Below are 26270 nucleotides of genomic sequence, written 5' to 3' on the forward strand. Positions count from 1 at the left end.
CAGGAGACGCAGCATGTCAAAGCTTCGATTCAGGATCTCGATGTCGCTGGACGGTTTCGTCGCCGGTCCGAACCAGAGCTTGCGGGAGCCGCTGGGCATCGGCGGCGAGCGGTTGCACGAATGGGTGTTCCCGCTCGAAGCCTGGCGGCGTCCACATGGCCTGGAGGGCGGCGTGGTGAACGAGAGCACGCCGGTGGTGGAGGAAGAGCTTGCCGGCATCGGCGCGACCATCATGGGCCGCAACATGTTCGGCGGCGGCCCGGGACCGTGGAGCACGACCGCCCCCTGGGACGGCTGGTGGGGCCGCAATCCGCCGTTCCATCACCCGGTGTTCGTGCTGACGCATCACGCGCGCGACCCGTTGGTCATGGAAGGCGGCACGCGCTTCAGCTTCGTGACCGACGGCATCGAGAGCGCGCTGGACCAGGCCCGCCGCGCGGCAGGCGGCAAGGACGTGGCGCTCGCGGGCGGCGCACGCGCTGCGCAGCAATACCTGAAGGCCGGCCTGGTCGATGAAATGCAGCTCCACCTGGCGCCGATCCTGCTCGGCGGTGGCGAGCGCCTGTTCGACAATGCCGAGGCGCTGGGCGCCCTCGCGCTGGCGAAAACGGTCACAGCGCCGGATGCGATTCACATGAAATTCAAAAGGCGGCCATGACTGCTCGGCATCTTTCCCTGCCCGCCGTAAAAGGCGGCCTGCTCGCACTGCTTGCCGCCGTTCTCTTTGGCGTCAGCACGCCGCTGGTCCAGCATTTCGGCAAGGGACTGGGTGCCTTCACCACTGCCGCACTGCTGTATGCGGGCGCGGCGGCCGTCGGCTTCGCGTCCCGCCAGCGGGTAGAACGCGAGGCCCGGATGGTGCGCGGCGATCTTCCGCGGCTCCTGTCCATGGCGGCTTTCGGCGCGGTGCTCGGCCCCGTCGCTCTGGCCTGGGGACTGCAGCACACGAGCGGGACCAGCGCATCGCTGATGCTGACGCTGGAAGCGCTGTTCACCGCCCTGCTGGCGCGCCTGCTCTACCAGGAGACGATGGACCGGCGCGTATGGGGTGCCATGCTGCTCCTGCTTGCCGGAGGCATCGCGCTGGTCCTCGACCAGGGACGCAGCGGCAGCACGCAGCTCTGGGGAATGCTGGCCGTGCTCGTCGCGACCGCCGCCTGGGGCATGGACAACACGCTCTCGCGCGCGCTGGCCGAGCGCGATCCGGGGCAGGTGGTGCTGGGCAAGGCCGCCATCGGCGCCACGGCGACGGCCTTGCTGGCGTGGCTGTTCGGCGAGCCGATGCCTGCATCGAGCGCCGCGCTGGTCCTGCTCGCGGTCGGCGCCAGCGGCTATGGCCTGAGCCTTCGCTTCTACCTGCTCGCGCAGCGCGCCTTCGGGGCGGCGCGGACCGGCTCCGTCTTTGCCTTTGCGCCGTTCATCGGCGCCGCCTTTGCCATTGCGCTGGGCGACCGGAGCGGGACTTGGGTGATGGCGGCGGGCGGGCTTCTGATGATGCTGGGCGTGGCGCTGCACCTGGCGGAGTCGCATGGCCAGGAGCACACGCATGAGCGCATGGAGCACGAGCATGCGCACTGCCACGACGACGGCCACCATGACCACACCCACGATGTGCTCCCCGTGGGCTCGCACAGCCATCCGCATGTGCACGAGCCGGCTCGCCACGCGCACGCCCACGTGCCTGACGCCCATCACCAGCACATCCACTGAGCCGGTGCCCGGGCGTGCGCGTCCGGGCGGACCCATTCAGGGCGCCGCGCCTTGCACGCCGGCCCTGGCTTCGAGCGGCCGGCCCGCCGCCTGCCAGCCATCGATGCCGCCGCGCAGGTAGCGTGCATTCAGGCCTGCCGCGCGCAGCCGCATGGCAGTGCTGCGCCCCACCTCGTGGCCATAGACGCAATACACCACCACGTCGCTGCCGGCCGGCAGTTCGGAGGCCCAGCTGTCGACCGCGGCCGGATCGCGCCAGCGCGCCCCTGGAAGCATCGCGGCGGCCCGCTCGAACACCCCGGCGCGGCGCACGTCGAGCAGCACCGATCCGGCGATCTCGTCCTGCGTGGCGCCGAAAGGCTCGCTGGCCGCATGCACGGCCTGCTGGTAGCGCGCGTAGACCTGCCCCCAGTGGATGTTGTCCATGAAGGCATCGACGTATGCGCCCGCCGCGGCGCCATGGTCGAGGTGGTAGGCGTGCTCGTACATGTCCAGCGCAAGGATGGGCGTGGCGCCTGCCAGCGCATGGGTGTGGTCGGCGGCCCATTGGTTGACCAGCGTGCCCTCGCGCGGCTGGAACGCAAGCAGCACCCAGCCCGAGCCGCCGCCGAGCGCCTTGCCCAGGGCCGCGAATTCCTCGCGCCACCGCTCGGCGCTGCCGAAGCTGGCCGCCAGTGCCAGCGCCATGGCGGGTTCCATCGACTGGCCGTCGCCACCGAGCGACGCGAAGTACAGCTCGTGCAGCAGCATCGAGTTGCTCGCGATCAGTTCCTCCCGCTTGAGGCCGTTGAGCTGAAAGCCCGGCGTGCATGCAAACGGCGTCGCGGCGAGCTGCGCGCGGATGGCGTTGAGGCGCTTCACCGCCCCGCCGTAGTTGTTCTGGTGATGACTCGCGAGCAGTTTTTCCGACAGGCCGCGCAGCATGGCGGGATCGAAGGGCAGGGGTTGAATCCGGGCGTCCATGAGTGGCTCCTTCAGCGCAGTTGGGAAAACAGCAAGGTCACCGCCAATCCGATGCCCGCGCAGGCACCGAGCAGCGGCATCACGCCGACCTTGAAGCGGAACAGCGCGGCGGCCGCCGCCAGCGCGATCGCCGCGGAGACCGCATCGAGGCGGCCGCCGAAGCCCTGCGGCCACAGCACGTGGTACGCAAAGAAGAGCGCCAGGTTCAGGATCACGCCCACCACGGCCGCCGTGATGGCCGACAGCGGCGCCGTGAAGCCCAGCTTGCCGTGCGTCGCCTCGATGGCGGGTCCGCCGGCCAGGATGAAGATGAACGACGGCAGGAAGGTGAAGAAGGTGACGACCGTCGCGGCGAGCGCGCCCGCAAGCAGCAGCGAGTCGGGCCCGAGCACCTGCTTCAGCCATCCGCCGACGAAGCCGACGAAAGCCACCACCATGATCAGCGGGCCCGGCGTCGTCTCACCCAGCGCCAGCCCGTCGATCATCTGCGCGCCGGAGAACCAGTGGTATTGCTCGACCGCGCCCTGGTAGACGTAGGGAAGCACGGCATAGGCGCCGCCGAAGGTCAGGAGCGCCGCCTTGGTGAAGAACCAGCCCATCTGCGTGAGCGTGCCGTGCAGCCCCTGCGTGGCGACAAGCATGCCCATCGCCAGCAGCCACAGGCCGAGCCCGGCCGCAAGGATCCCGGCCAGGCGCGAGCGCGAGAAGCGCGCATGCGGCGGCGTGGGCGTGTCGTCGTCGATAAGTGCCGGGCCGTAGCTCTGCGCGGCGCTGCCGTGGCCGCCGCCCAGCGCAAACACGCCGGGCGCCCATCGCGCGCCGAAGTGGCCGACCAGCCCGGCGGCCAGCACGATCGCGGGAAATGGCGTGTCGAAAGCGAAGATGGCCACGAAGGCGGCCGCGGCAATGCCCCACATCCACCGGTTCTTCAATGCGCGGCTGCCGATGCGATGCGCCGCGTGCAGCACCAGTGCGGTGACCGCCGGCTTGATGCCGTAGAAGATGCCGGCCACCACCGGCACGTTGCCGAAGCGCAGGTAGATCCACGACAGCGCGATCAGGATGAACAGCGAAGGCAGCACGAACAGTGCGCCCGCCACGATGCCGCCGCGGGTGCGGTGCATGAGCCAGCCGATGTAGGTGGCCAGCTGCTGCGCCTCGGGCCCGGGCAGCAGCATGCAGAAGTTCAGCGCATGCAGGAAGCGCTTTTCGCTGATCCAGCGCCGGCGCTCGACCAGCTCGGCATGCATGATGGCGATCTGTCCGGCGGGCCCGCCGAAGCTGATGAAGCCGAGCTTGAGCCAGAAGCGAAGCGCTTCGGCGAAGGAAACAGGCTGGGAGGGCGCAGGAAGCGCAGGAGGTGCGTCAGGCAAGGCGGTGTCCACGGAAGGCTCCGTTGTGAGTCACCAGCGCTTGGACGGGACACCGTCTGACTTTGCAGAACGGGAGGCTGTTTTCCCGATGCCGGCATCGTAACACCAGCCGCTGCGCTGCAGCTCCTGCGCGCAGGTTGGCGCGGCCGGTTCAAAGGCCCAACCGCGTCAGGGCCCAGGCCACCGTGGCCAATTGCGCCACGTTGAGCATCATCCCGGCGACGTGCAGCCGGCGGAACCGGAAGATGGAAGTGTCAGCGGCCGGTATCGTGTGCCGCAGCATGTCCATGCGCGGGATGATGATCCAGCGGCGCAGCGCGAATGCCCAGGCTGCGATGAGAGCCATGCCCAGGGCGAAAGCGGGTTTGCCGGCCCACGTGTAGCTGAGTGCGGCCGCGCTCGCCGTCAGCATCACGGCAACGTAGTAGACGTTGAAAAGGCCCCGGATGAAGCGCGAGTCCAGCGGTGTGTCGTGCTTGAGCACCAGCAGTGGCAGCGAGCCCATCATGAAGAATCCCATCCAGACGAGCAGGACGACGGTCGCTATGAGCGCAATGACCATGGGGAGCATCTGAAACCTCCGCATTCCGAAGCATACGCCGGCAACAAGCCGCGCCATGGCGCCCCCTGACGCTTTTCGCCAATCGCCCGGAGCGGTGCCGCCATTGCCGCGCCGCCCCGCGCCGCCTAGATTGCAGCCCACATGACCTCTTCCCCCGAACCCATCGCCGGCGCAGCCAAAGGCGCGCCGCTCGCCGGCGTGCGCGTGCTCGACCTGACGCGCCTGCTGCCCGGGCCGCTCGGTGCCATGCACCTGGCCGACCTTGGCGCCGACGTGATCAAGATCGAAGACACCGGCGCCGGCGATTACGCGAGCCCCAGCGTGCGCGCGCTCGTCAACCGCAACAAGCGCGCGATCCGCATCGACCTGAAGCACGCGCAGGGCGTGGCCACGCTGCTGCGCCTGTGCCGCGAGGCCGACGTGCTGGTGGAGGGCTTCCGGCCCGGCGTGATGCAGCGGCTGGGCGTCGGCTATGAAGCGGTGGCGGCCGCGAACCCGCGCATCGTCTACTGCAGCATCAGCGGCTTCGGCCAGACCGGGCCGCTCAGCGGCACGCCGGGGCACGACCTGAACTACGCGGCGCTTGCCGGCGTGGCCGACCAGATCGGCAATGCCGCGGGCCCTGCCCTGTCGAACCTGCCCGTGGCCGACCTGTTGGGCGGCACCATGACCGCGGTGGCCGGGATCCTGGCCGCGCTGTTCGATGCCGCGCGCAGCGGACGCGGGCGGCATGTCGACATCGCGATGGCCGACGGCGTGCTGGCCCATGCGGTGCTGCCGCTGGCCGGCCTGCACCAGCACGGCGAGGTGCCGCGCATCGGCCACAGCGCGCTGACGGGCGCGCTCGCCTGCTACGGCTACTACCGCACGGCCGACGGCCGGCAGCTGGCGGTCGGTGCGCTCGAGCCCAAGTTCTGGCACGACCTGTGCCGCCTGCTCGAGCGCCCCGACCTCGCGCCGCTGCACCGCAGCGGCGATGCCGCCACCGAGGAGCGCCTGCGCGCGGAGCTGGCCGCGATCTTCGGCGCGCGGCCGCTCGCGCACTGGCGCAGCCTGTTCCACGACGGCACGGGCTGCGTGACGCCGGTGCTGCGCATCGACGAGACGCTGGCGCATCCGCATTTCCGCGCGCGCGGCATGCGCGTTGCGGCCGATGACGCCGCGCCGCCGCAGCTCGGCTGCCCGATCAAGATGACCGGCTTCGAGCCGTCTGTTCCCCGCGCCGCCCCGCGCGCCGGCGAGCACACCGACGAGATCCTGCGGCAGGCCGGGCTCGATGCATCGGCCGTGGCCGCGCTGCGGGCCGCCGGCGCCATCGACTGAGGCACTGCCTCCCGGGGCGCTGCCTACAATCCCACCGGCCGAGTTGCAGCAGCGGCCGCCACCGATGACGCTCACCCACCACACCGTTGCCATCCAGCAGGTGCACAGCATCCTGATGGGCGCGCGCCACCGCGGCATCGATGCGGCGCGCGTGCTGGTCCGCGCGGGCATCGCGCCGTCGCTGCTGGAATCGCCGCTCGCGCGCATCTCGCAGCGCCAGTACGCGCTGCTGATCCGCGCGCTGCGTCGCGAACTGCGCGACGAGATCTGGGGCCTCCTGAGCTGCCCGCTGCCGCCCGGCAGCTTCGGCCAGTGCATGCGCCAGCTGGTGCGCTGCGCCACGCTGGGCGAGGCCCTGCGCGAAGGCTTCGCTTCCTACCACCTGCTGCTGCACGACTTCGTGCCGCGCCTTACGGTGCAGGGCAGCAGCGCGCATGTGCAGTTCGTGCTGCGGCGCGCCTCCGATGCGCGGCTCGACTATGCGGTGAAGGCCTTCATGCTGTTTGCCTTCAATGCCTCCTCCTGGCTGGTGGCGCGCCGCATTCCGCTGCTCGAGGTCGACTACACGGCCGAGCAGACCAACACCGAGACCTCGCGCGTCTACCAGGTGCCGATCCGCTACGGCCAGGCGCATGTGGGCATGTCGTTCGAGGCGCGCTGGCTCGACCTGCCGGTGGTGCAGTCGCCGCAGAGCCTGCGCGAATTCCTCGCGGGTTCGCCGGCCAACCTGATCGTGAAGTACCGCGACACCAGCAGCCTCACAGAGCGCATCCGCCGGTTGCTGCGCAAGGGCCTGGGCAGCGAGCTGCCGTCGCTGGAAGAAGTGGGCGAGGCGCTCGCGGTGACGCCGCAGACGCTGCGCCGTCGCCTGCGCGACGAAGGCCGCGGCTTCCAGCAGATCAAGGACGAGCTGCGGCGCGACGCCGCCATCGACTACCTGCTGCACACGCCGCTGCCGCTGCTGGACATCGCCAACCGCGTGGGCTTCTCGGAAGCCAGCACCTTCCACCGCGCCTTCAAGCAGTGGACCGGCGTGGCGCCCGGCGAGTACCGGCTGACGCACGGCCCGGAACGCTGAGCGGTTTCGCCAAGCCCTTTGGCGCTTCCCGCCATGGGTGCGGTGCGCGGTGCGGCCTAAGCTGTGCCGCATCTTCGTTACCCGTCGGTGGCTCCATCGTGTACCTGACCCAAGGCCTGCATCGCGCGCTCCAACGCAACCCCGGCATGGCGGCGCTCACCCACGTGGGCGACGCCGGCGTGCGCCGCCAGACGCATGCGCAGATGGCGGACGGCATCGCGCGCCAGGCGGCCGCGCTGGCCCGGCGCGGCATTGCGCGCGGCGACCGCGTGGCGCTGCTCGCGCCCAACAGCGACCAGCTGGTGCGGGCCATCCTCGCGTGCTGGTGGCTCGGCGCCGTCGCCTGTCCCTTGAACATCCGCTGGAGCACGCCGGAGCTCGCGCATGCGCTGCAGGACAGCCAAGCCTCCTTGCTGCTCGTGCACGAAAGCCTGCGGGCGCTGGCGCCGGCCGATGCACCCGCACTTGTGCAGCTGGATGCGCTCGAAAACGAAGGCGCGGCGCTGGAACCGCTGCCCGACACGCGCACCGGCGGAGACGCGCTCGCCGCCATCCTCTACACCGGCGGCACCACCGGCCGCTCCAAGGGTGTGATGCTGAGCCACGCCAATTTCTGGACCGCATCGATGACGCGCGGCGCCGAACTCAACAACGCGCCCGATTCCGTCTCGCTGCTGGTGGCGCCGCTGTTCCACGTCGCCGGGCTCGGCCGCCTGGTGGGCCAGTTGATCGTCGGCGGCGGCTGCGTGACGATGGCGCAGTTCCGGCCCGCCGCGGTCATCGACGCGATCGAGGAGCACCGCATCGGCGACATCGTCGTGGTGCCGAGCATGCTGCAATCGCTGCTCGACGACCCGGCGTTCACGCCCGATCGCGTGCGCAGCCTCACGCGCATCGCCTTCGGTGCGGCGCCGATGCCGCCCGACCTGCTCGACCGCGCGCTGGAAGCCTGGCCGCATGCCGAGTTCTTCCAGGCCTACGGCCTCACCGAAACCGCGGGCGCCGTGTGCATCAACCTGCCATCGAACCACCGACCCGAGGCGCGCGCGCTCGGCCGGCTGAACTCGGTCGGCCGCGCCGGCCTGGGCGCCGAGATCATCATTGCGGACGAGAGCGGCCGCGAACTGCCGCGCGGTGAAGTCGGCGAAGTGCTGGCGCGCGGGCCGATGGTGATGCAGGGCTACTGGCGCAACCCCGAGGCCACGGCCGCCGCGCTGCGGGACGGCTGGCTGCGCACCGGCGATGCGGGCCGCATGCTGCCCGACGGCCACCTGTTCATCGTCGACCGCCTCAAGGACATGATCATCAGCGGCGGCGAGAACGTCTACTGCGCCGAGGTGGAGGCCGCGCTGCGCAGCCATCCGCAGGTGCGGCAGGCGGCGGTCATCGGCGTGCCCGATGCGCGCTGGGGCGAGGCGGTGCATGCGGCGGTCGTGCTGGCCGACGATGCGCGCGCCGATGCCGATGAACTGCGCGCCTGGTGCCGCGAGCGCCTGGCCGGCTACAAGTGTCCGCGGGGCATCAGCTTCCTGCGCGAGCTGCCGCTGTCGGCCGCGGGCAAGGTGCTGAAGAACGTGCTGCGCGAGCGGCTGCAGGCGTGATGCAACCCGTCACCGGTGCGGACCCCCGCCACCTGTTCGGCCAGGTGCCGTTCATGCGGCTGCTGGAGGCGCGCCGCGAGTTCTCCGAAGGCGGCCGCGCACGCCTCGTCATCGATGCGCGGCCCGAGCTCGGCAATGTCATCGGCGCCGTGCACGGCGGCGTGCTGGTCACGCTGCTCGACGTGGCGATGGCGAGCGCGGCGGTGTCGCTGTTCGGCTTTGCGCGCACCGCCGTCACGCTCAACCTCAACACCAGCTTCCACGCGCCGGGCCGCGGCCGCCTCACGGCCGACGGCGAAGTGGTGCAGCACGACGCCAGTGTGGCCTGGTGCCGCGCCACGGTCAGCGACGAGGCCGGCTGCGTGGTCGCGCAAGCGCAGGGGTCCTTCCGCTACCTGCCGCTGCCGCAGGCCGCCTGAGCCGCATGCGCCGCTGCCAATTTCAGCCCACAGGAGACACGACACCATGAACCGCAGCTTCCGCCCGTTCAGCCGGCGCGCCGCGCTGGGCGCACTGATCGCGCTCGGCGCCGGCGCGGCCGCCCCGGCCTTCGCCGCCGACCCGTATCCGAGCAAGCCGATCCTGCTCGTGCTGCCGTTTCCGCCGGGCGGCTCCTTCGACCCGATCTTCCGCACGCTGGCCGAGGCCGCCTCCAGGGACCTGGGCCAGCCCATCGTGCTGATGCACAAGCCGGGCGCCGGTGGCGTCACCGGCACCGCATCGCTGGCGACCATGAACGAAGCCGACGGCTACACCATCGCGGTCATGCACAACTCGGTGATCCGCGCGCCGCTGGTGCAGAAGGTGAGCTGGGATCCGCTCAAGGACTTCAGCTACCTGATCGGGCTGGCCGGCCTCGCCACCGGCATCGTGGTGGCCGCCGATGCGCCCTGGAAGACGCTGCCCGAGCTGCTGGCCGACGCCAGGAAGCGCCCCGGCGCGGTCAGCTGGGGCAACGTCGGCGCGATCAGCATCAACCGCATTTACGCCGAGCGGCTTGCCAAACAGGTGGGCACCTCCTTCAACCTGGTGCCCTACAAGGGCGGCAGCGAGGCCTTCCAGGCGGTGATCGGCCGCCATCTCGACGTCTACGGCGATCCCGGCTTCGGACCCCAGGTGCAGGGCGGCAAGGTGCGCCTGCTCGCCACCTTCACCGCCGAGCGCCTGAAGCGCTACGACGCGCCGACCGTCAAGGAGCTGGGCCACGACATGGTGATCGAGTCGCCGGTGGGCCTGGTGGCGCCGAAGAACCTCGATCCGAAGATTGCCGCCAGGCTGCACACGGCCTTCAGCAAGGCCGCGGCGGATCCGGCCTACCTCCAGCAGCTGGAGCTGTTCGACATGCAGCCCAAGCTGATGACCGGCGAGGGCTATGCCGGCTACGCCCGTGCGCAGTTCGAGCGCGAACGCAAGATGCTGGCCGAGATCGGCTTCAAGCCGGAGTGAACGCAGCGATGAACCCCATGGACTTTTCCGCCTTCGATTTCTCGGGCCGCCACGTGGCCGTGGCCGGCGGCTCCAGCGGCATCAACTTCGGCATCGCACAGGCTTTTGCGCGCGCCGGTGCGCGCCTCACGGTGCTCAGCCGCTCGGCCGACAAGGTGGCCGCGGCGGCGCGGCAGCTCGAGGCGCTCGGCACGCAGGCACTGGGCATTGCGGCCGACGTGCGCCAGCCAGAGGCACTGGAACGCGCCTTCGCGCAGGGCGCCGAGCGCTTCGGCCCCATCGACGTGCTGGTCTCGGGCGCCGCGGGCAACTTTCTTGCGAGCGCGCTCGACATGTCGCCCAATGCCTTCAAGACGGTGGTCGACATCGACCTGCTGGGCAGCTTCAACGTCGCGCGGCTCGCGCATGCGCACCTGCGCCGGCCCGGCGCCTGCGTGATCCAGATCTCGGCCGGCCAGGCCTTCACGCCCACGCCCTTCCAGGCCCACGTGTGCGCGGCCAAGGCGGGTGTCGACATGCTGACGCAGGTGCTCGCGCTCGAGTGGGGCCCGCAGGGCATCCGCATCAACTCCATCGTGCCCGGGCCGATCGCCGACACCGAGGGCCTGAAGCGGCTCGCGCCCACCGAAGGCACCCTGGCCGCGATGGCCGATCGCGTGCCGCTCAAGCGGCTGGGCCGCATCGAGGACATCAGCCGCATGGCGATGATGCTCGCGAGCGACTGGGGCTCCTACATCACGGGCGCCGTCATTCCCGTGGACGGCGGCCTTGCGCTGACCGGGCCGCGCGACTTCACGGCGGCAGCTGCCGCGTCGAAGCGGGGGTCCGCGCCATGAGCCTGCACCTTGCGAGCGCGCCGCAGGAAGGCGACGGCCGGCCGCGCAGCGGACCGCAGCGCCATGTGCCCTTTTCCGAGCACCTCGGGCTCAGGCTCGAGCATGCGGAAGGCGGCGAATCGCGGGTGTCGGTGGTGCTGCGCCCCGAACTGCTGAACAACCACGCGAGCGGCCACGGCGGCGTGCTGATGACCCTGCTCGACAGCGCCATGGCGCATGCCGCGCTCTCGCGCGTCGGCTATGCACGCGAGGTCGTCACGGTCGACATGCACATCGCCTTCATGCGGCCCGCGGGCGGGCTGCTGCAGGCGCAAGGGCGCGCCACGGGCGGCGGGCGTTCGGTGTGCTTTTGCGAGGCCACCGTCACCGATGCCAGCGGCGAGGTGGCGGCGCGTGCGATGGGTACCTTCCGCTACCGCGACCCGGCTTGAGCGTTTCGGCCAATCGTTTTGGGCCGATCCGCGATTGTTGAAGCCTGCGCAGCGGCGGAGACTTCATCCATCGTCACCGCGTCTCATCCAGGAGTTTCCATGACACGTATGCAGCGCCCCGTCCATGTGGTCGGCGTGGGCATGATCCCCTTCACCAAGCCCGGCGCCAGCGACCCCTACACCGTGATGGGTGCGCGCGCCGCCAGGCTCGCGCTCGACGATGCCGGCGTCGACTACGCGCTGGTGCAGCAGGCCTATGTCGGCTATGTCTACGGCGACTCCACCGCGGGGCAGGCCGCCATCTACGGTGTCGGCCTGAGCGGCATTCCGGTCTTCAACCTCAACAACAACTGCTCCACCGGCTCCAGCGCGCTGTTCCTCGCGCGCCAGGCGGTCGAGAGCGGCATGGTCGAATGCGCGATCGCGCTCGGCTTCGAGCAGATGCAGCCCGGCGCGCTCAAGGGCGCCTACGACGACCGGCCTTCGCCGATGGCGCGCTTCGCCGATGTCATGGCCGAGAAGCAGGGCTACGTGCCCGAAGCGCCGCGCGCCGCGCAGTTCTTCGGCGGTGCCGGCCGCGACTACATCGCTCAGCACGGCATCCGCCGCGATACCTTCGGCCGCATCTCGGTGAAGGCGCGCCAGCATGCCGCGCGCAACCCGCTCGCGGTGTTCCGCCAGACGCTCACGCTCGACGAGGTGATGGCCTCGCCGCTGGTGTTCGATCCGCTCACGCGCTTCCAGTGCTGCCCGCCCACCTGCGGCGCGGCCGCGGCCATCGTCTGCTCGGCCGAGTTCGCAGAGAAGCACGGACTCGACATGCGCGTGGTGATCGCCGCGCAGGCCATGACCACCGACACGCCCTCCACCTTCGAGAGCAAGGACATGCGCAAGCTGGTCGGCTACGACATGACCGCCGCCGCGGCCCGCCAGGTGTACGAGGACGCCGGCATCGGCCCCGAGGAGCTCGACGTGGTGGAGCTGCACGACTGCTTCACCGCCAACGAGCTCATCACCTACGAGGCGCTGGGCCTCACGCCCGAGGGCACGGCCGAGCGCTTCATCGTCGAGGGCGACAACACCTACGGCGGGCGCGTGGTAACCAATCCTTCGGGCGGCCTGCTGTCCAAGGGCCATCCGCTCGGCGCCACCGGCCTTGCGCAGTGCGCGGAGCTGGTGTGGCAATTGCGCGGCCGGGCCGAGCAGCGCCAGGTCGAAGGCGCGCGCCTCGCGCTGCAGCACAACCTGGGCCTGGGCGGCGCCTGCGTGGTCACGCTCTATCAATCCAGATGATCGACCGCCGCCACATCGGCCACCAGCTCCCGCCCTTCCAGGTGGAAGTGGAAAAAGGCCGCCTGCGCTTCTTCGCCAAGGCCACGGGCCAGACCGATCCCGTCTACATCGACGAGGCCGTCGCGCACGATGCGGGGTATCCGGGCCTGCCGGTGCCGCCCACCTTTCTCTTCTGCCTGGAGATGGAGGCGCCCAACCCGGCCGCCATCCGCGAGCTGCTGGGCATGGACTACCGCAGCCTGCTGCACGGCGAGCAGGGCTTCAGCTACCACGCGATGGCCTACGCGGGCGACACGCTCACCTTCCGCCAGCGCATCGAGGACATCTACGACAAGAAGAACGGCGCGCTCGAATTCGTCGTGCGCAAGACCGCCGTCAGCAACCAGCGCGATGAGCTCGTGGCCGAGCTGCGCTGCGTGACCGTCGTCCGCAACTCATGAGGCTCGCCATGACCACCGCCACCCTTCCCGACTGGAACGCACTGCAGCCCGGCGACGCCCTGCCCCCGCTCGAATTGCCGCCGATCCGCCGGCTCGACCTGGCGCTGTACTGCGGTGCCTCGGGCGACCACAACCCGATCCACGTCGACATCGACTTCGCCAGATCCGCCGGCATGCCCGACGTGTTCGCGCACGGCATGCTGTCGGCGGCCTGGCTCGCGCGGCTGCTGACCCACTGGGTGCCGCAGCCGGCGATCCGCTCGCTCGACCTGCGCTTTGCCGCCATCACCCAGGTGGGCGAGCGCATCCGCTGCACCGGCACGGTGGCCGAGAAGTTCGAGCACGAGGGCCGGCGCAGCGTGCGGCTGAAGCTCATGACGGCCAACCACGATGGCATCGCCAAGCTGAGCGCCGAGGCACTGGTCGCCTGGCCCTGACACATCCCGAGGAGACAACCCATGAACAGCAGCACCCACAGAAAACTCGAAGGCAAGGTCGCCATCGTCTCCGGCTCCGGCCGCGGCATCGGGCGCGAGATCGCGCTCAAGCTCGCGGGCGACGGCGCGCGCGTGGTCATCAACGATCTCGATGCCGGACCCGCCGCGCAGACCGTCAATGACATCGTGGCCGCGGGCGGCAGCGCCATCGCCTGCGCCGGCAGCGTGACGGACGCCGGCTTTGCCGACCGCTTCGTGCGCACCGCGGTCGACAGCTACGGCGGCCTGGACATCGTCGTCAACAACGCCGGCTACACCTGGGACAACGTGGTGCAGAAGATGAGCGACGAGCAGTGGGAAGCGATGCTGGCCGTGCACCTCACGGCGCCGTTCCGCATCCTGCGCGCGGCCTCCAATTTCATCCGCGATGCGGCCAGGCGCGAAGCCGACGAAGGCCGCGAGGTGTTCCGCAAGGTGGTCAACATCTCGTCCACCTCGGGCGTGTACGGCAACGCGGGCCAGGCCAACTACGCGGCCGCCAAGGCCGGCATCAACGGCCTGACCAAGGCCATGGCCAAGGAATGGGGCCGCTACAAGGTCACGGTCAACAGCGTGGCCTTCGGCCTGATCAAGACCCGGCTGACCGAAGCCGATGCCAGCGCGGGCGCGAGCATCGACATCGAGGGCCGGCAGATCAAGGTCGGTGTCAACCCGCAGATCCTCAAGAATGCCGAGGCGCTGATCCCGCTCGGCCGCGGCGGCACGCCGCAGGAGGCGGCGGGCGCGGTCTACCTGTTCTGCATTCCGGAGTCGAACTACGTGAGCGGCCAGGTGCTGGTTTGCGGAGGCGGGCGGCCATGACCGGCGGGGCCGTCGCCACGCGGCCGTGGATGAACGAAGAACTCGAGATGCTGCGCACCAGCGCGCGCCGCTTCTTCGAGCGCGAATGCGTTCCCCACGAGCCGCGCTGGCGCGCGCAGCACCATGCCGACCGCGAGATCTGGACCAAGGCCGGTGCGGCCGGGCTGCTGTGCGCCAGCATCCCCGAAGAATATGGCGGCGGCGGCGGCAGCTTCCTGCACGAGGCGGTGATCTGCGAGGAGCAGATGCGCGCCATGGCGCAGGGCTTCAGCAACAACGTGCACAGCGGCATCGTCGCCCATTACCTGCTGGCCTACGGCACCGAGGCGCAGAAGCAGCGCTGGCTGCCGCGCATGGCCAGCGGCGAGCTGGTGGCGGCCATCGCCATGACCGAGCCCGGCGCCGGCACCGACCTGCAGCGCATCAAGACGCAGGCACGGCGCGACGGCGGCCACTGGCGCATCAGCGGCAGCAAGACCTTCATCACCAACGGCATGCACGCGGGCCTGGTCTGCGTCGCGGCCAGGACCGATGCGGCGGCCGGCGGCAAGGGCATCTCGCTGCTGATGGTCGAGACCGAGGGCACGGCGGGCTTCCGGCGTGGTCCGCTGCTCGACAAGATGGGCCAGAAGACGCTCGACACCACCGAACTGTTCTTCGACGACGTGCGCGTGCCGGCCGACCACCTGCTGGGCGGCGAAGATGGCCGCGGCTTCGCGCAGCTCATGCAGCAGCTGCCGCGCGAGCGCCTGCTGATCGCGGTCGGCGCGGTCGCGACCATGCAGCGCGCCATCGGCGACACGCTCGGCTACGTGCGAGACCGCCAGGTGTTCGGCGAGCCGCTCCTGAAGATGCAGAACACCCGCTTCAAGCTGGCCGAGTGCGAGACGCAGGCGCAGGTGGCGCGCGCCTTCGTCGACGACTGCATCGCACGCCTGATGCAGGGCGAGCTCGACGTGCCGACGGCCGCCATGGCCAAGTGGTGGACCACCGACGCCTGCTGCCGCATCGTCGACGAATGCCTGCAGCTGCACGGCGGCTACGGCTTCATGAACGAATACCCCATCGCGCGGCTCTATGCCGATGTGCGCGTCGGCCGCATCTACGGCGGCGCCAACGAGGTGATGAAGGAAATCATCGCGCGGGCGATGGAAAAGCAATGAACGCCAGGCCTCCCCACTTCCGCTTCTGGCCCAAGGGCGTGGCGCGCGAGCTGCGCGTGCCGCGCGCCACGCTGCCCGACTACCTGGACACCGCGGCGCGCCGCTACCCCGGCAAGCCGGCCATCGTCTACTGCGGCGCGGCCACCTCCTATGCGCAGCTGCGCGAACGCGTCGACGCGCTGGCCGGCTACCTGCAGCAGCGCCTGGGTGTCGCGCCCGGCGACCGCGTGCTGCTCGCGAGCCAGAACTGCCCGCAGTTCGTGGCGGCCTTCTACGCCGTGCTGCGCGCCGGCGCCGTGGTGGTGCCGGTGAACCCGATGAGCAAGGCCGCGGAGGTGCGGCACTACGCGGCAGACAGCGGTGCGCGCATCGCCCTCGTCGCGCAGGAGCTGCTGCCCGCGCTCGCATTCGGCGAAGGCGAAGGCGAGCTGCGCGCCGCGCTCGTCCATGCCTATGCCGACGCCGTCGATGCGTCGGCGAGCGACGACGCGCTGCCCGGCTGGGTCACGGCGCCGCGCGCGCCGCTCGACGACCCGCGCCTGCACGGCTTCGAGCAAGCGATCGCGCTCGGCCTCGCGCCCGCGGCATTGGCCCTGTCGCCCGACGACCTGGCCGTGCTGCCCTACACCTCGGGCACCACCGGCCATCCCAAGGGCTGCATGCACACCCATGCCACGCTGCTGGCTTCGCTCGCTTCCTCGGCGGTGTGGAAGCAGCTGCATGTGGAGACGGTCACGCTGGCCGTCGCGCCGCTCTTTCACATGCTGGGCCTGCAGAACGGCATGAACCTGCCGATGTTCCTGGGCGCCACCGCGGTGATGATGCCGCGCTGGGACCCGGCCATGGCCGCCCGCCTGATCGAGCGCCATGCGGTCACCGCCTGGTCGGCGCCGCCGGCGATGGTGATCGACCTGTTCTCCCACGCCGAAGCCGAGCGGCGCGACCTCTCGAGCCTGGCGCTGCTCTCGGGCGGCGGCGCCGCGATGCCCGAGGCGGTGGCCGCCATGCTCCTGCAGCGCCACGGCCTCTCGTACAACGAAGGCTACGGCCTGACGGAGACCGCGTCCTTCCTGCACGCCAACCCGCCCGCGCGCGGCAAGCGCCAGTGCCTGGGCATGCCGACGCAGGGCGTGGATTCGCGCATCGTCGATCCGGTCACGTTCGAGGAGCTGCCGCCTGGCGAGGTGGGCGAACTGGTCACGCGCGGCGCGCAGCTCATGAAGGGCTACTGGCGCAACCCGGAGGCTGACCGCGAGGCCTTCGTCGAGATCGGCGGCCGGCGCTTCTTTCGCACCGGCGACCTGGCGTCGATGGACGAGGACGGCTACTTCTTCCTGCGCGACCGGCTCAAGCGAATGATCAACGCCTCCGGCTACAAGGTCTGGCCCACCGAGGTGGAGAACGCGATGTACGAGCATCCGGCCATCCACGAGGCCTGCGTGATCGCGGTGCCCGACGGCAGGCGCGGCGAATCGGTCAAGGCGCTGGTGGTGCTCAAGCCCCAGGAGCGCGGCCACGTCGCCGAAGAGGACATCGTCGCCTGGTGCCGCGAGCGCATGGCCGTCTACAAGGCGCCGCGCGTGGTCGAGTTTCTCGAGAGCCTGCCGAAGTCCGGCACCGGAAAGATCCTCTGGCGCGAACTGCAGGAAGCGCAGCGCGCCGCTGCCCAGAAGCAAGCACACCCATGAACGGCTTCACCGCACTGCGCTGCGAGCGCCACGGCAGCACCGCGCTGCTGACGCTGGACACGCCCGCCAACCGCAACGCGCTCGCCCCCGCCATGCGCGAGGAACTCGCACGGGCCATCGCGCAGGTGCGCGGCGACCCCGAGGTGCGCGCGCTGGTGCTGGCCGGCGCCAACGGCCAGTTCTGCTCAGGCGGCGACCTGCGCGGCATTGCCGATGCAAAGCTCGACAACGCCGGCTGGCGCGAGCGCATGCAGGCCACGCAGCGCTGGTTCAGCGAGCTGATCCTGCTCGACAAGCCCGTGATCGCCGCGGTCGATGGCGCGGCCTACGGCGCGGGCTTCAGCCTGGCGCTCGCGGCCGACTTCGTGCTTGCGAGCCCGCGCGCGCGCTTCTGCATGTCGTTTCTCAAGCTCGGCCTGGTGCCGGACTGCGGCGCCTTCTACACCTTGCCGCGCGTGGTGGGCGCGCAGCGCGCACGCGAGCTGATGCTGTCGGCGCGCGAGGTCGGCGCGGCCGAGGCGCTCGAGCTCGGCATTGCGATGGAACTGCACGAACCCGCGCAGCTGCTGCCGCGCGCGCTGGCGCTGGCCGAAAGCTTTGCCGGCGCCTCGCCCCTGGCCGTGAGCCTGGTGAAGCGCGCCACCGGCGATGCGGGCGCGCTGGCCGCGCTGCTCGACACCGAGGCGAACGTGCAGGCGCTGGCCTTCGGCAGTGCCGAGCACCGCGAGGCGGCGAACCATTTCCTCGACAAGAAGCCGCTGCCCTTCCAGTGGCCGGCCCACAAGGAGCAAGCCCGATGAACGACCACCGCCTCGGCGCGCAGGCCTTCCACCAGCGCGAGCTGGACGCCGGCCGCTTCCTGCTGCAGCGCTGCGGCGACTGCGGCCGCCACGTCTACTACCCGCGCGAAAGCTGCCCGCACTGCGGCGGCACGGCGCTCGAATGGAAGGCGCCTGGCGGCCTGGGCACCGTGCATGCCGTGACGACCGTGCGGCGCAAGCCGGCCGACGGCGGCGACCTCAACGTGAGCCTGGTCGATCTCGACGAAGGCGTGCGGCTCATGAGCCGCATCGAGAACCTCGCGCCCGAAGCAGTGCGCATCGGCCAGCGCGTCCGCGCGCGGGTGCAGGTGAAGGACGGCCGCGGCCTGGTGCTGTTCGAAGCCGTCGAAGGAGCCGCTCGATGAGCGCGGAACTCAAGGCCTTGCGCGGCAGCGCGGCCATCGCCGGCGCCGCCACCTTCGGCTGCGGCGAGGCGCCGGGCTTCACCGACATGGAACTGCTGGCGCGCGCCGCGCGCGCGGCCGTGGCGGATGCGGGCCTTCAGATGCGCGACATCGACGGCCTCTGCACCGCCAGCGCCTCGGCCGCGATGTGGACGCTGCCGGTGGTCGAATACCTGGGCCTCAACCCGCGCTACATCGACGGCACCATGCTGGGCGGCAGCAGCTTCATCGCGCACCTGCTGCCCGCGATGCAGGCCATCCGTTCGGGCCAGTGCAGCGCGGTGCTCATCTGCTACGGCAGCGCGCAGCGCAGCGCCGCCTTCGGCCGGAGAGAGATCGTGGCGGCGCGCCGCTTTCTCGACCCGCAGCCCTACGAGCATCCTTACGAGCCGATGCTGCCGGTGTCGGCCTACGCGCTGGCGGCGTCGCGCCACATGCACGAATTCGGCACCACGCGCGAGCAGCTGGCCGACGTGGCGGTGGCCGCGCGCGCCTGGGCCGGGCTCAACCCCGAGGCCTTCATGCGCGAGCCGCTCACGCGCGCAGACGTGCTGGGCGCCCGCATGGTGTCGGACCCGCTGGGCGTGCGCGACTGCTGCCTGGTCACCGATGGCGCCGGTGCCTGCGTGCTGGTGGGCGCCGAGCGCGCGAGGGACCTGCCGAGGAAGCCGGTCTATGTGCTGGGCAACGCCACGGCGGTGTGGAACCGGCAGATCTCCTCGATGGCGGACCTCACCGTCACGGCGGCCCGCCAGTCGGGCCGCGAGGCCTTCGCGATGGCCGGGCTCGCACCCGCGGACATGGACGTGGTGCAGCTGTACGACGCCTTCACCATCAACACGCTGCTGTTCCTCGAAGACCTGGGCTTCTGCCCCAAGGGTGAAGGCGGCCGCTTCGTGGCCGACGGCGCCATTGCCCCCGGCGGCCGGCTGCCCGTGAACACCAACGGCGGCGGGCTGTCGTGCGTGCATCCCGGCATGTACGGCATCTTCGCGCTCATCGAGGCCGTGCGGCAGTTGCGCGGCGAATGCGGCGAGCGCCAGGTGAAGAACGCGCAGACCGCGCTCGCGCATGGCAACGGCGGCATGCTGTCGAGCCAGGCCACCGCGATCCTGGGCACGGCCGAAGCGCTGCGTTGAGTCGAGCCGAGTTATTCCACCCCCGAAGAGGAGACAAGCCCATGAAGACGACATCGATGCTGGTACGAAGGCTCTGCGCGGCCGCAGGCCTGGCGCTTCTGCTCAGCGCGCCGGCCTTGGCACAAACAGCCACGCAAACGGCCGCGCACTCCGCCTATCCGAGCCAGCCGCTCAAGCTGATCGTGCCCTACCCCGCCGGCGGCGCCACCGACGCGCTGGCGCGCACCATCGGCCAGAAGCTGCAGGAGGCCTGGGGGCAGACTGTGCTGGTGGAGAACCGCCCCGGCGCGGGCGGCACCATCGGCAACGGCTTCGTCGCCAAGGCGCCGGCCGACGGCCACACGCTGCTCATCGCCATCACCGCGCTGATCCAGCAGCCGCCGCTCATGGACAAGCTCGCCTACGACCCGCTGAAGGACTTCGCGCCCGTCACTATGATTGCGCGCAGCCCCAGCATGCTGGCCGTGCCGCTCGATTCGCCCGCAAAGAACCTCAAGGACTTCATCGCCATGGTGAAGCAGAGCCCCGGCAAGTACAACTTCGGCAGCTACGGCGCCGGCACTTCGTCGCACATCCAGGGCGCGCTCTTGAACATGCAGGCCGGCATCGACCTGGTGCACGTGCCGTTCCAGGGCGCCGCGCCGCTGGTCACCAACCTGGTGGGCGGCCAGCTCGCCTCGGCCTTCATCGACAGCGCCACCGCGCGCCCGCATCTCAAGTCGATGCGCCCGCTGGCCGTGACCGGCACGCAGCGCATGCCCGGCCTGCCCGACGTGCCCACCTTTGCCGAGCTGGGCTTTCACTCCTTCGACCCCTACGGCTGGTTCGGCGTGTTCCTGCCCGCCGCCACGCCCGCGCCGGTGGTGCAGAAGCTGTCCGACGAGATCGACCGCATCGTGCACCTGCCCGACGTGAGCGCCAAGATCGAGGCGCTGGGCCTGCAGGTGGCCGGCGGCAAGCCCGAAGCGTTCCAGAAGGTGGTGCGCGCCGATGCGGCCATCTACGCGAAGATCATCAAGGACGCGAACATCCGCCTGGCGCAGTGAGCGCGAGCCGTTGCAGCGCGGCGTGAGGTGGCGCAAGATGCTGCATGGCAACGTCGACGCAGGCTCGGGATCAGCAGCCTTGTCGCCGTTCGCCGCCACGCGGTTCGGGACGCAAAGGTCCCTTTCATTCGCTGGACAACGCCAACAGGTACTGGAGGCTTTCTATGCCGAATCGAGTCAACCAAGCCATCCAGGCGCATTACGGCCGGCCGGATGTGGGAAGCGTGATTCTGGCGGCCCTGGAAAAGGCGGGCAAAGACCTGGACCGCCTCACGCCGGAAGACTTGGCACCCGTCGACGAGTTTCATATCCGGGGCCGGGCTGCGACGCTGGAGCTCGCCCGGGCCGCGGGTCTCGATGCGAACAAGCGTGTGCTCGATGTCGGCAGCGGTGTTGGCGGAACTTCGCGCTGCCTTGCAAGGGAATTCGGTTGCCACGTCACCGGCATTGACCTCACAGACGAATACTGCCGCGCCGCTGCAATGCTCTCTGCCAAGGTCGGCCTGGCGGACCTGGTCGATTATCGCCAGGGTGATGCCACCCACCTGCCGTTTGATGACGGCGTGTTCGATGTCGTCTGGACGGAGCACGTGGCCATGAACATTCCAGACAAACTCCGGCTGTACAAGGAGATGCACCGGGTTCTGAAGCCGGGCGGCACGCTCGCCATCTACGACGTATTGGCCGGCCCTTCCGGACCGGTCCTGTTTCCCGTCCCGTGGGCGCGCACGCCGGATACGAGCTTCCTCGTGCAGCCGGACGAGTTGCGCGGGCTTCTCGAGAACGCTGGATTCACGATTTCCGACTGGATGGACACGACCGAGGCAGCGCGCACGTGGTTTGTGTCCCTGGCCGAGAAGATCCGCAAGGAAGGCTTTCCGCCGCTTGGATTCCATCTGCTCCTCGGGGCCGACTTTCAGGCGATGGCACAAAATCAGGGGCGAAATCTCCAGGAAGGGCGGATAGTTCTTGGACAAGTTGTCGCAAGGAAATAGGCGGCGCCCAACAATGGAGTGCAGCCGCTGCGGCTACGCCGGCGCCGTGCCCTTGACGGCCCAGGCGAGTGCGGCATAGGAGCGCGCGCCATCGGCTTCGCCGTCGAGGTAGGCCGCCTCGACCGCCTCGCGCAGCCTGGAGCGCGCATCCGCATCGAGCGTCGCGACGTATTCCACGCCGGGCCCGTCCTTGCCCTCGAAGGGCGCCCAGTAGTCGGCGAACGAGGCAAACTCCATCCGGATGGCGAGCGTCGTTTCTTCCACGCCCTTGAACCCCGCGTCGCGCCAGGCCCGGGCCAGTTCACCGGGCCGCGTGAGGGGCCGCGTGTAGTTGCGGGCGCGGCGGGCGCCGGCCTCGGGGTCGAGCATGGCGGCGGTGTCGAAGAACATGCGGTTGGAGACCCAGCCGCCGCGCGCATCCCACACCGCCGCACCGACCACCGCGCCGGGCCGGGCGACGCGGCGCATCTCGGCAATGGCCTTGCCCGGCTCCGGCACGAAGTGCAGCACCAGCAGCGAGAGCACGCGGTCGAAGCTTTGCGCCGGATACGGCAGCGAACAGGCATCGCCCACCTCGAAGACGATGCGCGCATCCTCGTTGTGGCGCCTGGCATGCTCGATGTAGGGCAGCGCGATGTCCACGCCCCGCATTTCGCCGGCGCCGGTGCGGCGGGCCACGGCAAAGGTCAGGTGGCCGGTGCCGCATCCGACGTCGAGGATGCGGTCGCCGTCCGCGGTGCCGACAAAGTCGAGGAAAGGCAGCGCAAGAAGGCGGCTCCAGCGGCCCATCAGCCGTTCATAGCCGTCGCCGTCGGCGGCGACGAAGGTCGAGGACGTGGTGCTCATGGCAATCCCTCCGCACGGCCTGACGTATGCAAGAGTGCCGTGCAGGCCGATGCTATGCCTCGGCCGATGGCTGCGTCAACGCCGGTGGGCCTGCCGGTTTTCTACAGCCCTGGTCTTGGCGCCTTTTGCAGCAGTTCCGCAAGCTGCGCCTTCCACCACGTGGCCTGGCCCGTGGTTCCGTGCCCGGTGGTTCGGTCGCTGGCCGGAATCAGGTAATAGCGGCCATTCTTCACGCGCTTCATTTCGCGTTCCATGATGCCGGTCTCAGGCGGGTTGCGTTCGTCGTCGGCCGCGTTGATGGCGAGCACGGTCGCCTGGATGCGCTCCAGCCCGGGGGACGGGTTGTAGTCGGCGGACGCCTCCCATTGGTAGAGGATGTCGTTTGCATCCGCAGTGAAGGGCGCACCCAGGCGCGTCTCCAGCAGCTTGTCGGCCTGGGCACGCGTCGGCGCGGCCTTGTACATCGCCAGGTTGCCGCCGCTGGTGGCGGTGGCGAAGAACACGGAGGCCAACTGGGCGCTGCGAGGCTGGGTGGTGTAGTTGCCGTTGTTCCACTCCGGATCCCTGCGGATGGACTCGGTCAGCAGCCGGCGCATCATCCAGTTGCGGCTGGACATCTCGGTCGGCTGGCACGCCATCGGCACCAGCGCGTCCATGGCGTCGGGGTGCTTCACGCCCCACACCCAGGCATGCATGCCTCCCATCGAATTGCCGATGATCGCCCGCAGGTGCTTGACGCCAAGGTGTTCGGTGACGAGCCGGTACTGTGCGTCCACCATGTCGTCGTAGTTGTAGCGGGGAAAGCTGGCGCGCAGGCCATCCGAGGGGCGGGCCGACTTGCCGGTTCCCAGGCCGTCGGGAATGATGATGTAGTAGCGGGTGGCATCCAGCGGCTGACCCACGCCGAACAGTTCGCCGGCAAATGCGGGCGTCAGCATGCTGGCCGCCGAGCCGGCCGTTCCATGCAGGATCAGCACCGGCTCGCCGCTGGGTGCGCCAATGGTGATGTAGTTCAGGCGCAGTTCCGGCATGACCTGGCCGGTGTGAAAGCGAAAGTCCTTGGCAATCCAGCTGCCCTCCTTCGGCGCCGGGTAGTCGGCGGCCCGGCTCGACAGGGCGAGCATCGCGAGGCAGGAGTACAGGGCGGCTCGCAAGGCGAAGCGGTTGAAGTGCGGAATGGCGGGCATGCGGTCTCCTTTGGTTTGAGCACAATTTACCGTGAAAGCCGCATCTGCCGCGCCGTGAACTATCTTCCGAGCGGCCTCGCTGAGAATGGCGCCGGCGCTTCCTGCCATACGCCGAAAGGACACTCACCATGACCATCACCATCACCGCGTTTGAACGCTCGCCCGATGGCGGCAAGGGCCTGGCGCGCGACACGCGCGTGCGCTGGGCGCTGGAAGAAGCCGGCCTGCCCTACCAGGTGCGCCTGGTGTCCTTCCGCGCGATGAAGGAGGCCGCGCATCTGGCGCTGAATCCCTTCGGCCAGATCCCCACCTATGAGGAAGGCGAGCTCGCGCTGTTCGAGACCGGCGCCATCGTGATGCACATCGCAGAGCGCCACCCGGGCCTGTTCCCCGCCGATGCCAACGCAAGGGCGCGCGCCATCACGTGGATGTTCGCGGCACTCAATACGGTCGAGCTTCCCATCCTCGAACTCGTCACGGTCAAGCTGATGGAGGGCGACAAGCCCTGGAAGGCCGAGCGCATGCCCCTCGTGGAAGACCGGGTGCGCGCCCGAATGAACCAGCTGTCCGCGCGCCTGGGAGATGCGGAATGGCTCGACGGCGGCTTCAGCGCGGGCGACCTGCTGATGGTGTCGGTGCTGCTGCGGCTTCGGCCCTCCGGCCTGCTGAACGAGTTTCCCAGCCTGGCCGCCTATGTCGCTCGCGGCGAAGCGCGGCCGGCCTACCAGCGGGCATTCGCCGCGCAGCTGGCGGTCAACGCTGCGCCGTTGCCGGCGAGCTGACCTGGAAGGCTGCGTCAACTTGTCGCCGCCAGTTCTGATGGTCTTCTCGCTTTCGAAAGCACTTGCCACCAGGAACAATTTCCAATGCTGACGCAGACACTGCAAGACGGGCCGCCTAGAGAGCGAATTGCGACAAGTGGCATGCGCGGCTCTGCGGCCTGCGCGCTCCGTCGAGCACAAGAAGGCATTAGTGCCTTGCGGATTCGAAGGACGGCAATGGGCCTGAAGCTCTGGACGTTGCGACCGGCTACGGTCGGCCAGAACCGGCCGTACGGCTCCGAGGCAGAATGCACCCGATAGCAGTCATAGAAGGCGACGCAAGACGCGATGCCGGTTCACGAGGAGCGCTGATGGCAGTCGGAGTAACGGCGAGCCTTGGCAACTACTTCGTGTCGAGCACCGGAGGCGACGTGTTCCAAATACTCGAGGAGGCCCTGGCCGCCTCTGCTGAGGAAAAGCAAGATGCTGTTCTCCAGTAACGTGCTTCAGCCGGCCATATGCAGTCATTCAGCCAATTGCCACCAATTCCGCGAGACCGGTCGTTCGCGGCGCATGCCAATCTAGAAGCCTTCGAAAATGCCTCCATCAACTGAAGCCCTGCAACGACTGAGCGACTTCGCCTCTGGCAAAACCCCGGTGCCTGAGTTCGAGCAACAGCTCTACAACGATCCGGAGATTGAAACATTGCTCTCGGCAGAGAGCGCTCCCCGATTTTGCCAAACGGGGACAACGCTGTTCCACTACCTGATTGGAATCGACCTCAGCGACCCAGGCCACGTGCTCAGCGCAAAGGACGTGTTGGTCTCGTTGCTCCAGAAGCACGGAATGACGACAACGCTGGACGGGGCCGCAACGGCGGAATATGCGCTGCTGCTCGATGCCCAGCCGCGCTGGCTGGACGCGGACGTCAAGTTCCTTGCCTCGTTACTCGCTGCCGCGCCATGTCTACCTTCCAAACAGAGAAAGGCATGGCTGCGCCAGAGAATCTTGGAGCTGTTCAAGTACGCCAAGCAGCCCCCGCGCTGGTTGCAGTCTCCAGCGTGGCCCATCGGAGATGCTGGCCCTTTGGTCTTCTTGGGGCAGTTTCCTGTCGCCGACTACTTTCATGACGAGGCGGCGGTGTATGTTTTTCATGACCCGGCGAAGAACGCGTTCACAACTCTCGTTCAGCACTGCTGAGTTCGCGGCATGAGGACGATCACCAAGACGCCTCCTCACGGCCAACTGCAGGCCTTCGAGAGGCGGGGCTAAATGACAGCGAACTTGGTGGGGAGGAGTGACGTGAAGTTGATGCAAAGAAACACTGAAATGCAGGTAGTCAAAGCGACAGTGGGCTATGCGGCTGAAATCGTCTCCGTGTTGACGGACGCGACGAAATACAAACTTCAGCGCGGCGATTTCGCCTGGGGCAGCCGCGGTCCAAGCGAGCAAGAGGTGCTGGAGCAAATCAACAGAGAGGAAATGTACGTCGTCCTGAGCGACTGCGATGTCGTCGGCACCTTCCGCCTCCAGTGGGACGATGAGCACTATTGGGGGAAGCAGCCGCCGGTGGCGGCCTACATGCACGGGCTCGCCGTCAAGGAAAGCGCTCACGGCAAAGCTGTAGGCGCGGACGTTCTGACTTGGACTGTTCAGGAGGCAGCCCGGCAGGGCCGGCAGTATCTTCGGCTGGACTGCGATGAGAAGAACTTCGCCCTTTGCCGCTACTACGAGAGACGAGGATTCATTCAAGTCGGCGAACGGGCTCTACAAAGTGGCTACGTAGCAGCGCTTTACCAGTGCGAGACTGGCCTCAAAAATGAAAGCACAGCCGCATGAGCGCCTGATGGAACGACCGCTTCGGAG

The 26270-nt window shown here is 69.2% G+C and carries 28 protein-coding genes; 23 read left to right on the forward strand and 5 right to left on the reverse strand.

The features are described 5' to 3' along the window. Positions 1 to 13 precede the first annotated feature (13 nt). Entirely contained in the window at positions 14 to 658 is a 645-nt protein-coding gene (locus VPA02S_RS18045) for a dihydrofolate reductase family protein (protein ID WP_062365041.1), read from the forward strand. After that, a complete protein-coding gene (locus VPA02S_RS18050; RefSeq protein ID WP_062365042.1) occupies positions 655 to 1710 on the forward strand; it encodes a DMT family transporter in 1056 nt (351 codons plus the stop codon). Before VPA02S_RS18045 ends, VPA02S_RS18050 begins: the two co-directional genes overlap by 4 nt. 36 nt (positions 1711 to 1746) lie before the next feature. Here VPA02S_RS18050 and VPA02S_RS18055 read toward each other — a convergent pair whose 3' ends face one another. The 3 genes from VPA02S_RS18055 to VPA02S_RS18065 all read right to left on the reverse strand — a co-directional run bounded on the left by VPA02S_RS18055 (position 1747) and on the right by VPA02S_RS18065 (position 4608). Next, positions 1747 to 2673, reverse strand: coding sequence for a Fe-Mn family superoxide dismutase (locus VPA02S_RS18055; RefSeq protein ID WP_062365043.1), 927 nt, complete (start codon positions 2671 to 2673; stop codon positions 1747 to 1749). A gap of 11 nt (positions 2674 to 2684) precedes the next feature. Next, on the reverse strand, positions 2685 to 4058 hold the full coding sequence (chrA, locus tag VPA02S_RS18060; protein ID WP_062365044.1) for a chromate efflux transporter: 1374 nt from the start codon (positions 4056 to 4058) through the stop codon (positions 2685 to 2687). Positions 4059 to 4197: 139 nt separating this feature from the next. Next, positions 4198 to 4608, reverse strand: a complete 411-nt coding sequence (locus VPA02S_RS18065; RefSeq protein WP_230537802.1) for a hypothetical protein — start codon at positions 4606 to 4608, stop codon at positions 4198 to 4200. A gap of 141 nt (positions 4609 to 4749) precedes the next feature. Between VPA02S_RS18065 and VPA02S_RS18070 the strand changes: the two genes are divergently transcribed. The 18 genes from VPA02S_RS18070 (at position 4750) to VPA02S_RS18155 (ending at position 21610) form a co-directional block, all read left to right on the forward strand. Beyond that, on the forward strand, positions 4750 to 5931 hold the full coding sequence (locus VPA02S_RS18070) for a CaiB/BaiF CoA transferase family protein (RefSeq protein WP_062365045.1): 1182 nt from the start codon (positions 4750 to 4752) through the stop codon (positions 5929 to 5931). A gap of 64 nt (positions 5932 to 5995) precedes the next feature. Continuing rightward, positions 5996 to 7009, forward strand: coding sequence for an AraC family transcriptional regulator (locus VPA02S_RS18075; protein ID WP_018904815.1), 1014 nt, complete (start codon positions 5996 to 5998; stop codon positions 7007 to 7009). Between the two features lie 98 nt (positions 7010 to 7107). Next, positions 7108 to 8610, forward strand: a complete 1503-nt coding sequence (locus VPA02S_RS18080; RefSeq protein WP_062365046.1) for a class I adenylate-forming enzyme family protein — start codon at positions 7108 to 7110, stop codon at positions 8608 to 8610. Next, on the forward strand, positions 8610 to 9029 hold the full coding sequence (locus VPA02S_RS18085; RefSeq protein WP_062365047.1) for a PaaI family thioesterase: 420 nt from the start codon (positions 8610 to 8612) through the stop codon (positions 9027 to 9029). The genes VPA02S_RS18080 and VPA02S_RS18085 overlap by 1 nt, the downstream gene beginning before the upstream one ends. Positions 9030 to 9075: 46 nt before the next feature. Further along, positions 9076 to 10056, forward strand: a complete 981-nt coding sequence (locus VPA02S_RS18090) for a tripartite tricarboxylate transporter substrate binding protein (RefSeq protein WP_062365048.1) — start codon at positions 9076 to 9078, stop codon at positions 10054 to 10056. Between the two features lie 17 nt (positions 10057 to 10073). Then, the gene (locus VPA02S_RS18095; RefSeq protein ID WP_062365049.1) at positions 10074 to 10892 is read left to right on the forward strand and encodes an SDR family oxidoreductase; all 819 of its coding nucleotides are present in this window, start codon (positions 10074 to 10076) and stop codon (positions 10890 to 10892) included. Beyond that, complete coding sequence (locus VPA02S_RS18100) at positions 10889 to 11323, forward strand: PaaI family thioesterase (RefSeq protein ID WP_062365050.1); 435 nt, start codon at positions 10889 to 10891, stop codon at positions 11321 to 11323. The genes VPA02S_RS18095 and VPA02S_RS18100 overlap by 4 nt, the downstream gene beginning before the upstream one ends. A gap of 108 nt (positions 11324 to 11431) precedes the next feature. After that, on the forward strand, positions 11432 to 12616 hold the full coding sequence (locus VPA02S_RS18105; protein WP_174545086.1) for a lipid-transfer protein: 1185 nt from the start codon (positions 11432 to 11434) through the stop codon (positions 12614 to 12616). Beyond that, positions 12613 to 13056: a MaoC family dehydratase N-terminal domain-containing protein gene (locus VPA02S_RS18110; RefSeq protein ID WP_062365052.1), complete on the forward strand. Its 444-nt coding sequence runs from the start codon at positions 12613 to 12615 to the stop codon at positions 13054 to 13056. Before VPA02S_RS18105 ends, VPA02S_RS18110 begins: the two co-directional genes overlap by 4 nt. 8 nt (positions 13057 to 13064) lie before the next feature. Beyond that, entirely contained in the window at positions 13065 to 13493 is a 429-nt protein-coding gene (locus VPA02S_RS18115; RefSeq protein ID WP_062365053.1) for a MaoC family dehydratase, read from the forward strand. A 21-nt stretch (positions 13494 to 13514) separates the two neighbouring features. Further along, positions 13515 to 14354 (forward strand): SDR family NAD(P)-dependent oxidoreductase, encoded by an 840-nt coding sequence (locus VPA02S_RS18120; protein WP_062365054.1) that lies wholly within the window; start codon positions 13515 to 13517, stop codon positions 14352 to 14354. Next, positions 14351 to 15517, forward strand: a complete 1167-nt coding sequence (locus VPA02S_RS18125) for an acyl-CoA dehydrogenase family protein (RefSeq protein WP_062365055.1) — start codon at positions 14351 to 14353, stop codon at positions 15515 to 15517. Before VPA02S_RS18120 ends, VPA02S_RS18125 begins: the two co-directional genes overlap by 4 nt. After that, the gene (locus tag VPA02S_RS18130; RefSeq protein ID WP_062365056.1) at positions 15514 to 17205 is read left to right on the forward strand and encodes a long-chain-fatty-acid--CoA ligase; all 1692 of its coding nucleotides are present in this window, start codon (positions 15514 to 15516) and stop codon (positions 17203 to 17205) included. The genes VPA02S_RS18125 and VPA02S_RS18130 overlap by 4 nt, the downstream gene beginning before the upstream one ends. Then, a complete protein-coding gene (locus VPA02S_RS18135) occupies positions 17202 to 18005 on the forward strand; it encodes an enoyl-CoA hydratase/isomerase family protein (protein ID WP_062365057.1) in 804 nt (267 codons plus the stop codon). Before VPA02S_RS18130 ends, VPA02S_RS18135 begins: the two co-directional genes overlap by 4 nt. After that, the gene (locus VPA02S_RS18140; protein ID WP_062365058.1) at positions 18002 to 18391 is read left to right on the forward strand and encodes a Zn-ribbon domain-containing OB-fold protein; all 390 of its coding nucleotides are present in this window, start codon (positions 18002 to 18004) and stop codon (positions 18389 to 18391) included. Before VPA02S_RS18135 ends, VPA02S_RS18140 begins: the two co-directional genes overlap by 4 nt. Beyond that, positions 18388 to 19569, forward strand: coding sequence for a thiolase family protein (locus VPA02S_RS18145; RefSeq protein WP_062365059.1), 1182 nt, complete (start codon positions 18388 to 18390; stop codon positions 19567 to 19569). Before VPA02S_RS18140 ends, VPA02S_RS18145 begins: the two co-directional genes overlap by 4 nt. A gap of 41 nt (positions 19570 to 19610) precedes the next feature. After that, the gene (locus VPA02S_RS18150) at positions 19611 to 20615 is read left to right on the forward strand and encodes a Bug family tripartite tricarboxylate transporter substrate binding protein (protein WP_015865827.1); all 1005 of its coding nucleotides are present in this window, start codon (positions 19611 to 19613) and stop codon (positions 20613 to 20615) included. 164 nt (positions 20616 to 20779) lie between these two features. Then, positions 20780 to 21610 carry a methyltransferase domain-containing protein gene (locus VPA02S_RS18155; RefSeq protein ID WP_062365060.1) on the forward strand — a complete coding sequence of 277 codons (831 nt, stop codon included), beginning with the start codon at positions 20780 to 20782 and terminating at the stop codon, positions 21608 to 21610. A gap of 33 nt (positions 21611 to 21643) precedes the next feature. Here the strand turns inward: VPA02S_RS18155 and VPA02S_RS18160 are convergent, their stop codons facing one another. Together VPA02S_RS18160 and VPA02S_RS18165 are read right to left on the reverse strand one after the other, a co-directional pair. Next, positions 21644 to 22456, reverse strand: coding sequence for a class I SAM-dependent methyltransferase (locus tag VPA02S_RS18160; RefSeq protein WP_062365061.1), 813 nt, complete (start codon positions 22454 to 22456; stop codon positions 21644 to 21646). Positions 22457 to 22557: 101 nt separating this feature from the next. Beyond that, positions 22558 to 23643, reverse strand: a complete 1086-nt coding sequence (locus VPA02S_RS18165) for an alpha/beta fold hydrolase (RefSeq protein ID WP_062365062.1) — start codon at positions 23641 to 23643, stop codon at positions 22558 to 22560. Positions 23644 to 23771: 128 nt separating this feature from the next. On the opposite strand from VPA02S_RS18165, the gene VPA02S_RS18170 reads away from it, so the two are divergent. From VPA02S_RS18170 to VPA02S_RS18180, 3 genes are all read left to right on the forward strand, one after another. Then, positions 23772 to 24425: a glutathione S-transferase family protein gene (locus VPA02S_RS18170; protein WP_062365063.1), complete on the forward strand. Its 654-nt coding sequence runs from the start codon at positions 23772 to 23774 to the stop codon at positions 24423 to 24425. Positions 24426 to 25001: 576 nt separating this feature from the next. Next, positions 25002 to 25604: a hypothetical protein gene (locus VPA02S_RS18175; RefSeq protein WP_062365064.1), complete on the forward strand. Its 603-nt coding sequence runs from the start codon at positions 25002 to 25004 to the stop codon at positions 25602 to 25604. A gap of 129 nt (positions 25605 to 25733) precedes the next feature. Continuing rightward, positions 25734 to 26243: a GNAT family N-acetyltransferase gene (locus VPA02S_RS18180; RefSeq protein ID WP_062365065.1), complete on the forward strand. Its 510-nt coding sequence runs from the start codon at positions 25734 to 25736 to the stop codon at positions 26241 to 26243. Positions 26244 to 26270: the final 27 nt, after the last annotated feature.

The organism is Variovorax paradoxus NBRC 15149 (genome assembly GCF_001591365.1).
Classification (GTDB): domain Bacteria; phylum Pseudomonadota; class Gammaproteobacteria; order Burkholderiales; family Burkholderiaceae_C; genus Variovorax; species Variovorax paradoxus.

What these genes read in the sequence shown, in the direction of transcription:
- VPA02S_RS18100 (WP_062365050.1), top strand. Translation starts at nt 10,889, where the DNA reads ATGAGCCTGCACCTTGCGAGCGCGCCGCAGGAAGGCGACGGCCGGCCG.
- VPA02S_RS18155 (WP_062365060.1), top strand. Translation starts at nt 20,780, where the DNA reads ATGCCGAATCGAGTCAACCAAGCCATCCAGGCGCATTACGGCCGGCCG.
- VPA02S_RS18050 (WP_062365042.1), top strand. Translation starts at nt 655, where the DNA reads ATGACTGCTCGGCATCTTTCCCTGCCCGCCGTAAAAGGCGGCCTGCTC.
- VPA02S_RS18115 (WP_062365053.1), top strand. Translation starts at nt 13,065, where the DNA reads ATGACCACCGCCACCCTTCCCGACTGGAACGCACTGCAGCCCGGCGAC.
- VPA02S_RS18070 (WP_062365045.1), top strand. Translation starts at nt 4,750, where the DNA reads ATGACCTCTTCCCCCGAACCCATCGCCGGCGCAGCCAAAGGCGCGCCG.
- VPA02S_RS18090 (WP_062365048.1), top strand. Translation starts at nt 9,076, where the DNA reads ATGAACCGCAGCTTCCGCCCGTTCAGCCGGCGCGCCGCGCTGGGCGCA.
- VPA02S_RS18160 (WP_062365061.1), bottom strand. Translation starts at nt 22,456, where the DNA reads ATGAGCACCACGTCCTCGACCTTCGTCGCCGCCGACGGCGACGGCTAT.
- VPA02S_RS18140 (WP_062365058.1), top strand. Translation starts at nt 18,002, where the DNA reads ATGAACGACCACCGCCTCGGCGCGCAGGCCTTCCACCAGCGCGAGCTG.
- VPA02S_RS18075 (WP_018904815.1), top strand. Translation starts at nt 5,996, where the DNA reads ATGACGCTCACCCACCACACCGTTGCCATCCAGCAGGTGCACAGCATC.
- VPA02S_RS18180 (WP_062365065.1), top strand. Translation starts at nt 25,734, where the DNA reads ATGCAGGTAGTCAAAGCGACAGTGGGCTATGCGGCTGAAATCGTCTCC.
- VPA02S_RS18165 (WP_062365062.1), bottom strand. Translation starts at nt 23,643, where the DNA reads ATGCCCGCCATTCCGCACTTCAACCGCTTCGCCTTGCGAGCCGCCCTG.
- VPA02S_RS18065 (WP_230537802.1), bottom strand. Translation starts at nt 4,608, where the DNA reads ATGGTCATTGCGCTCATAGCGACCGTCGTCCTGCTCGTCTGGATGGGA.
- VPA02S_RS18135 (WP_062365057.1), top strand. Translation starts at nt 17,202, where the DNA reads ATGAACGGCTTCACCGCACTGCGCTGCGAGCGCCACGGCAGCACCGCG.
- VPA02S_RS18110 (WP_062365052.1), top strand. Translation starts at nt 12,613, where the DNA reads ATGATCGACCGCCGCCACATCGGCCACCAGCTCCCGCCCTTCCAGGTG.
- VPA02S_RS18045 (WP_062365041.1), top strand. Translation starts at nt 14, where the DNA reads ATGTCAAAGCTTCGATTCAGGATCTCGATGTCGCTGGACGGTTTCGTC.
- VPA02S_RS18170 (WP_062365063.1), top strand. Translation starts at nt 23,772, where the DNA reads ATGACCATCACCATCACCGCGTTTGAACGCTCGCCCGATGGCGGCAAG.
- VPA02S_RS18085 (WP_062365047.1), top strand. Translation starts at nt 8,610, where the DNA reads ATGCAACCCGTCACCGGTGCGGACCCCCGCCACCTGTTCGGCCAGGTG.
- VPA02S_RS18055 (WP_062365043.1), bottom strand. Translation starts at nt 2,673, where the DNA reads ATGGACGCCCGGATTCAACCCCTGCCCTTCGATCCCGCCATGCTGCGC.
- VPA02S_RS18130 (WP_062365056.1), top strand. Translation starts at nt 15,514, where the DNA reads ATGAACGCCAGGCCTCCCCACTTCCGCTTCTGGCCCAAGGGCGTGGCG.
- VPA02S_RS18150 (WP_015865827.1), top strand. Translation starts at nt 19,611, where the DNA reads ATGAAGACGACATCGATGCTGGTACGAAGGCTCTGCGCGGCCGCAGGC.
- VPA02S_RS18095 (WP_062365049.1), top strand. Translation starts at nt 10,074, where the DNA reads ATGGACTTTTCCGCCTTCGATTTCTCGGGCCGCCACGTGGCCGTGGCC.
- VPA02S_RS18145 (WP_062365059.1), top strand. Translation starts at nt 18,388, where the DNA reads ATGAGCGCGGAACTCAAGGCCTTGCGCGGCAGCGCGGCCATCGCCGGC.
- VPA02S_RS18105 (WP_174545086.1), top strand. Translation starts at nt 11,432, where the DNA reads ATGCAGCGCCCCGTCCATGTGGTCGGCGTGGGCATGATCCCCTTCACC.
- VPA02S_RS18175 (WP_062365064.1), top strand. Translation starts at nt 25,002, where the DNA reads ATGCCTCCATCAACTGAAGCCCTGCAACGACTGAGCGACTTCGCCTCT.
- VPA02S_RS18120 (WP_062365054.1), top strand. Translation starts at nt 13,515, where the DNA reads ATGAACAGCAGCACCCACAGAAAACTCGAAGGCAAGGTCGCCATCGTC.
- VPA02S_RS18125 (WP_062365055.1), top strand. Translation starts at nt 14,351, where the DNA reads ATGACCGGCGGGGCCGTCGCCACGCGGCCGTGGATGAACGAAGAACTC.